The organism is Actinoplanes sp. NPDC020271 (assembly GCF_044388125.1).
Classification (GTDB): Bacteria; Actinomycetota; Actinomycetes; order Mycobacteriales; family Micromonosporaceae; genus Actinoplanes.
In genome coordinates, this window is record NZ_JBIRWQ010000072.1 from 1 (window position 1) to 5,040 (window position 5,040).

Annotated in this window: 5 protein-coding genes; 2 read left to right on the top strand and 3 right to left on the bottom strand. The window is 64.9% G+C overall.

All coding sequences use genetic code 11. The features are described from left to right. Positions 1-91: 91 nt before the first annotated feature. Positions 92-1,030, bottom strand: a complete 939-nt coding sequence (locus ACH442_RS47770; RefSeq protein ID WP_396344878.1) for a hypothetical protein — start codon at positions 1,028-1,030, stop codon at positions 92-94. Between the two features lie 500 nt (positions 1,031-1,530). Further along, complete coding sequence (locus ACH442_RS47775) at positions 1,531-2,439, bottom strand: tyrosine-type recombinase/integrase (RefSeq protein WP_396344879.1); 909 nt, start codon at positions 2,437-2,439, stop codon at positions 1,531-1,533. 444 nt (positions 2,440-2,883) lie between these two features. On the opposite strand from ACH442_RS47775, the gene ACH442_RS47780 reads away from it, so the two are divergent. Next, a complete protein-coding gene (locus ACH442_RS47780) occupies positions 2,884-3,237 on the top strand; it encodes a hypothetical protein (protein WP_396344880.1) in 354 nt (117 codons plus the stop codon). A gap of 295 nt (positions 3,238-3,532) precedes the next feature. Here ACH442_RS47780 and ACH442_RS47785 read toward each other — a convergent pair whose 3' ends face one another. Next, complete coding sequence (locus ACH442_RS47785) at positions 3,533-4,081, bottom strand: hypothetical protein (RefSeq protein ID WP_396344881.1); 549 nt, start codon at positions 4,079-4,081, stop codon at positions 3,533-3,535. Positions 4,082-4,150: 69 nt separating this feature from the next. Here ACH442_RS47785 and ACH442_RS47790 point away from each other — a divergent pair, with 69 nt between their 5' ends. Then, positions 4,151-4,738 carry a DUF2399 domain-containing protein gene (locus tag ACH442_RS47790; protein ID WP_396344882.1) on the top strand — a complete coding sequence of 196 codons (588 nt, stop codon included), beginning with the start codon at positions 4,151-4,153 and terminating at the stop codon, positions 4,736-4,738. Positions 4,739-5,040 lie beyond the last annotated feature (302 nt).

The window sequence follows — 5,040 nt, forward strand, 5'->3', positions numbered from 1 at the left end:
AATGTTGTGTCCACAACGCACAGACGATCATGCGGTGGCCGTCCTCGTTCCCGCGGGACCCGAGGTCACCTCACGAATGGCGGCTGCCGTACTAGTCGGGAGTGTTGTCTTCGGGCGGCGAAGGGATGGGCGTGAGTGTGCCGTCAGCGTGACGGACGATCCCGAGGTGTCCTGCGTACTGGGCGGCGACTGTCTCGTGGAAGTCGCCGAGTTCGAGCGAGCCGGGGTCGGGAACGGGCTGGCCTGACGCCTTCGTGAGTGTTACGAGAACCCAGAGCACTGCGTCTCTGATGCCGTCCATGACGGCTCGTAGGCTTCGATGATCGATGGGGTCGTCGCTGATCTGGAGGGTCGCCAGCAGGGAGAACGTGGGTTGTAGGTCGAGTCGGATCCGTCCGTCGGCGGGGCGTTTGATCTTCAGGCTGGCGACGGCGGCGCCGTCAGCGACTGGGCCTTCGTGTCGCCATTCGTCGATGATTTCCAGTGGTGTCGGTGAGGCGATGTGCACGGGTGTGAGATCGATGCTCGTGCGGCCGACGACGTGTACGAAACGGTGTTTGTCGACGTTGCAGAGCCAACGCAGGATTTCGAGTGGATGCAGGTGCTGATCGGATTGCGCTTGTAGGGGTTGCAGCGACTCCACGGCTTGCCAGACTTCTGCTGTGACGAGTTCGGCCAGTTCTGACCGAGGCTGGCGAAGCTTCTTGGCGGTGGTTGCGATGGGGAACTGGATGGCCTGGGGGCGTGGCGGTGGGCCGGAGTGGGCGATGACCGCTGCCCACAGTGCGTGATCGAGGGCTGCTCGCAGGTTGGTGAGGATGTCGCCGATCAGCAGGCTCCACTGCTCGGGATAGGGCTGTTTCACGTGGAGACGCCATTGGATTCGTAGCAACGGATCGCTGTCATCATTGGCGTTGTCGAAGCGCACGTACTCGTGCGAGTCGACCTCGACGAACTCACGGGACTGGCGGGCCAGAACTCGTTGGTGTTCGACGGCCCGAGCCCACTTGATCCATGCCGACCTCATCACTCACGGCACGATATCTAGTCCTTCATCGGTGGTCATCGTCCGATCGGGTGTTTGAACTGGCGGTGACCTCGACGTCGTGGCATCCACGGTCGGGGTGATCCAGATTCCTTTCGCCTCCGTTCGCAGATTCACGCGCGCATGGCAACCGCGTACGGCAACGAGGTGCAGCGCGTTGGCCGCGATCGCCTCGGCATAGGCTTCCCGGTCTCTGTGGGCGAGTCAGTTGGGCCTGTTGAGGGTGGCGATAGGCTCTCCGAGCCGGGCGCTTTCGCCTTCTTCTTCCAAGGACGTAAGGCCACACCGGCGGAAGCCGGACTGGGTCGACCAGCACCGTACAAATAGCGAACGCTTTGGCGAAATTTGTCGAAGATCCGGCTGGGCTTCGTGATCTTGCCTGGTTTCGCCTCGCACTCTCGGACGCTTAATCCCCAGACGATCCACACCCGTCCGGCGGATTCGGCGGGCGGTGATGCGTCGCCTTCGACACCGTGGTTTCTGTGTCAGGTGAGGAAGCCGAGTTCCTTGAGGTCGAGAGCCAGGGGATGCGGTTCTCCGGTCAGGGCGCTCAGTGCGGTGGCGACGGCGTGGATGTCGGCTTTGATGTAGGTGTTGGTGGCTGGGCCGGTGATGTCGGTGTGGCCGGCGTAGGCGCGGGCGATGCCGTAGCCGAAGTTGCTTTCTACCCAGGTGAGGGTGGTGTGCCGAAGCCACTGGGTGGAGATGCCCTGGGCGGCGACCCAGGGGAGTTGGCTGCCGATGCGATTCCATAGGGCGTCGTAGCGTCGGGTGGTCAGTGGCTGGCCGTTGCGGTAGCGCAGCAGCGCGGCGTCGGGCTGGGAGGCTCCGCGTAGGCGGGCGTGGTCGGCGAGGCTGGTGGCCAGGTGCAGGGTGATCGGCTGCCAGCGAAGGGTTTCGCCTTTCTCGCGGAGCCGGACCAGGCCGGTACGGGTGTCGAGGTCCTTGCGGCACAGGGCGAGCGCGCCACCGCGGCGGCAGGCGGTTTCGGTATGCAGCCGCAGCAGCAGATTGTCGAGGACTGCATCGTTGCCGGTGGTCCGGGCGACCTCGGTGATCTCCTGTATTTCCCAGGCGAGTAGGGCGCGGCGGGTGTTGGGCAGCCGGCGGGGCTTGGGGACGCGGTGGGTGGGGCTGGTGCCGGGTGGGATGAGGCCGTCGGCTTCGGCGCGCCGGAAGAACGCCCGGGCGGCGGAGTTGGCGTTCTCGCCGGCGTACCGGCCACCTCGGGAGTTGCGTTCGCGTGGTCGGGCGTGGACGGTGCAGTCGTGCTGCAGGGCTTCCACGTTGGTGGCTCGGATGGTGTCGACCGGTCGCTCGCCCCAGAGCTGGTCCATCCGGGCCCAGTAGGTGCCGTAGGTCTTGGCGCTGGTCGGGCTGGCGGCCGCGATCACTTTCGGTAGGTACTCCCGGACTGTCACCTGTCCCGGTGCCGGGGCCAAGGTAACTCCGAACCGGGCGAGCATGCCTGCGCTGGTGTGAGGTCAGATGCCATCGACGCTGTCCTGCCGGGCGTAGTACTCGGTGAGCAGCGATGCGACGGTCGATAGTGGATGCACGACTAGGGTGTCGTGGCCAGGTGCGGCCACCAGCAGGGCTTGGCCGTCGGGGGTGGATGCCGGCGAGCGCATGGGCGGTGGCAGGCAGGGGAAGGTCGCCGCGCACGCCGATGATGGCACGCCTGGTGGGGGAACGGGTGACGATGATGGCGTCCTGGATGACGGTGTGATTGATCCGGTCACCGGGTGACCAGTTCAGGAACCGCAACAGGCGTCGCACTTAGAGCCGGCCAGAGGCGTCGGGGCAGGCGATGTCGAGTCGCAGTGCGAGGCCTCGGCATGGTGAGGAAAAGGCCGGACGCGCCGCCACCGCCCGATGCCGTGGACGGCTGGGGCGAGTTCGATATCGAGATCGCTACCTACCCCTGTCCCGAACCCGTAGCTGGCCATCTTCAGGCCGCCGCGGAAGTCCTCCGGCGCCTCATGTCCGACGTGGCGCGAGACGTTGACATCGCCACGCTGGAAGAGGCACTCGACTTGAATGAAGTGGCTGTAGCGTTGAGTTCCGCTCTGGAGCATGTGACCCCGTACGAGCAGCACCTTGTCGTTCAGCTTCGCGATGTCGTGATGCCGCGGATCCACCGGCGCCTGATCGGGGAGCATCTGCGGCGACTGACAGAGGATGAACCATGAGGTGGTGCCCCATCGGGTCGGCGAGGCACGTCGCTGGAACTGGCGAACGGGTGCAGCGCCGTGCGTGATTCTTTCGTGGACGGCAGGACTGGCCTTTCAGGAGATGCATAAGCCTTGGGATGGCCGTCGGGGGAGCGGATCCGTTTCGTGCACCGGTGGTGAACGGCCCCTTGGCGCTGTCTGGGTATCCGAGCCTGGTTTGCGCGCCGAACACAGCGCTTCTGTCCACGGCGCGGGCTCGATCGCGGCTCTGCGGGTACGGAGTGGCACAGGGTTGATGGGCGGAGGCCGCCGATCAACCCTGTTCGAGCCTAACGATGATTGCGGCGGTGGTGGCCAGGATGGCGCCGATGATGCTTGCCGCGATTCCCCAGCCGCTGAGGGAGGGGGTGTAGTAGTGAATGTAGGCCAACTGCATGAGCGGCATGACTATCACGCGTAGACCGTCGGCGATGAACCACAGCATGAGGCCGGTCATGAAGCACCAGGTGAGCAGCAGTGACCAGCGGGATCGGTCATGTCGGTCTTCGTCATACCGGTCGTTCAACTTCGCGCTGGCCTCGTCGACCCAGTCACCGACACGGGTGAACCATGCGCCGATCTGCTTTGACGGTGATGCTGGGGGCGGTGCAGGGGCTGAAGCAGTGACCGCTGGTGCAGAGGTTGTCGGTGACAACGATATCGGTGGAACTGCCACCGGAGCGGCCTGCGGGTAGTAGTAAGCGTAGATCGTCCAGCCCAGCGCGAGGACGGCGACAACTAGGCTCAGAAGCGTTGCGTGGTCCGAGCGCGGGCGGCGTGTTCGTCGTGGCATGTCATCGGGATGCTCGCTGGAGTCAGGCATCAACCACCCCGCATCGATCCATGGAAGTCACTGTAACGAATCCCGCGTAGACATCGGGCCCGATGCCTCATGGTCACCGTCGAGTGCCTGCGGGTCCGGCAGCGCGACGGATTCCTGGTGCGTACGCTGCTGGCTGGCGATGGTGTCATCGCCGACCGGCTGTCCGCTACGGTCCTGCTGTTCAACGTGCAGGTCGCTGGTGACGGTCCGATCGACCGGCGACTGCGGGAGTCACCCGCACCGGTGGCGCTGACCTTGCTCGACCTGGTGCAGTGCCCACCCGTCCTCGCGCCGCAGACCTTGACGGTCGTCGAAAATCCGTCCGTGCTGGAGATCGCTTTTACTGCCCGCGTGCGCCAGTCACTCGCGGGTACCAGCGGCCAGCTGCGCGCCATCAACCATGTGCTGTTCCAGCTCGCCGTCGAACACGGCGTGTGCTTGCGCTACGCCGGCGACATCGACACTGCGGGCAAACAGATCGCTGCGGTTGTCGCCTCGACCTACGGCGCCGAACTGATCGCGATGGTCGACGACACCGCATCCGAAGCGCTGCGTCAGCGTCTGGTGGGACCCACACCCAGGTGCGATGACAACCCGACCGCCCAGGTGCTGGACGCCAAAATACCTCCGGTGTACCAAGAAAAGACGTGCTATTAGCGCTGATCTTCCGCGCATCGCCAGGCTGACCGCCACCCCTCGGCGCGGCGATCTGGTTGTTGAAGTCAGCGGTGAAGCAACGCCCTGCGCGGAGGTGAACAATCGCCAGTCCGCGGCGTCCGCGCGGGCGTCGTCGTAGCGGGTGAGCAGGTAGAGGTCATGTTTCGTGCAGTAGACGGCTGGGCCGGGGGAGCGCAGGTCGGTGAGCTAGGTGTGATGTCCAGCCAGGTTGTTCAACCGGGTGATCGGCGTGGTCTTGCCGATGGCGGTGTGGGGCCGATGATGGTTGTAATCGTGTAAGA

Coding starts and splice junctions, on each gene's coding strand:
- ACH442_RS47780 (WP_396344880.1), top strand. CDS start 2,884: ATGGTGAGGAAAAGGCCGGACGCGCCGCCACCGCCCGATGCCGTGGAC.
- ACH442_RS47785 (WP_396344881.1), bottom strand. CDS start 4,081: ATGCCTGACTCCAGCGAGCATCCCGATGACATGCCACGACGAACACGC.
- ACH442_RS47790 (WP_396344882.1), top strand. CDS start 4,151: ATGGTCACCGTCGAGTGCCTGCGGGTCCGGCAGCGCGACGGATTCCTG.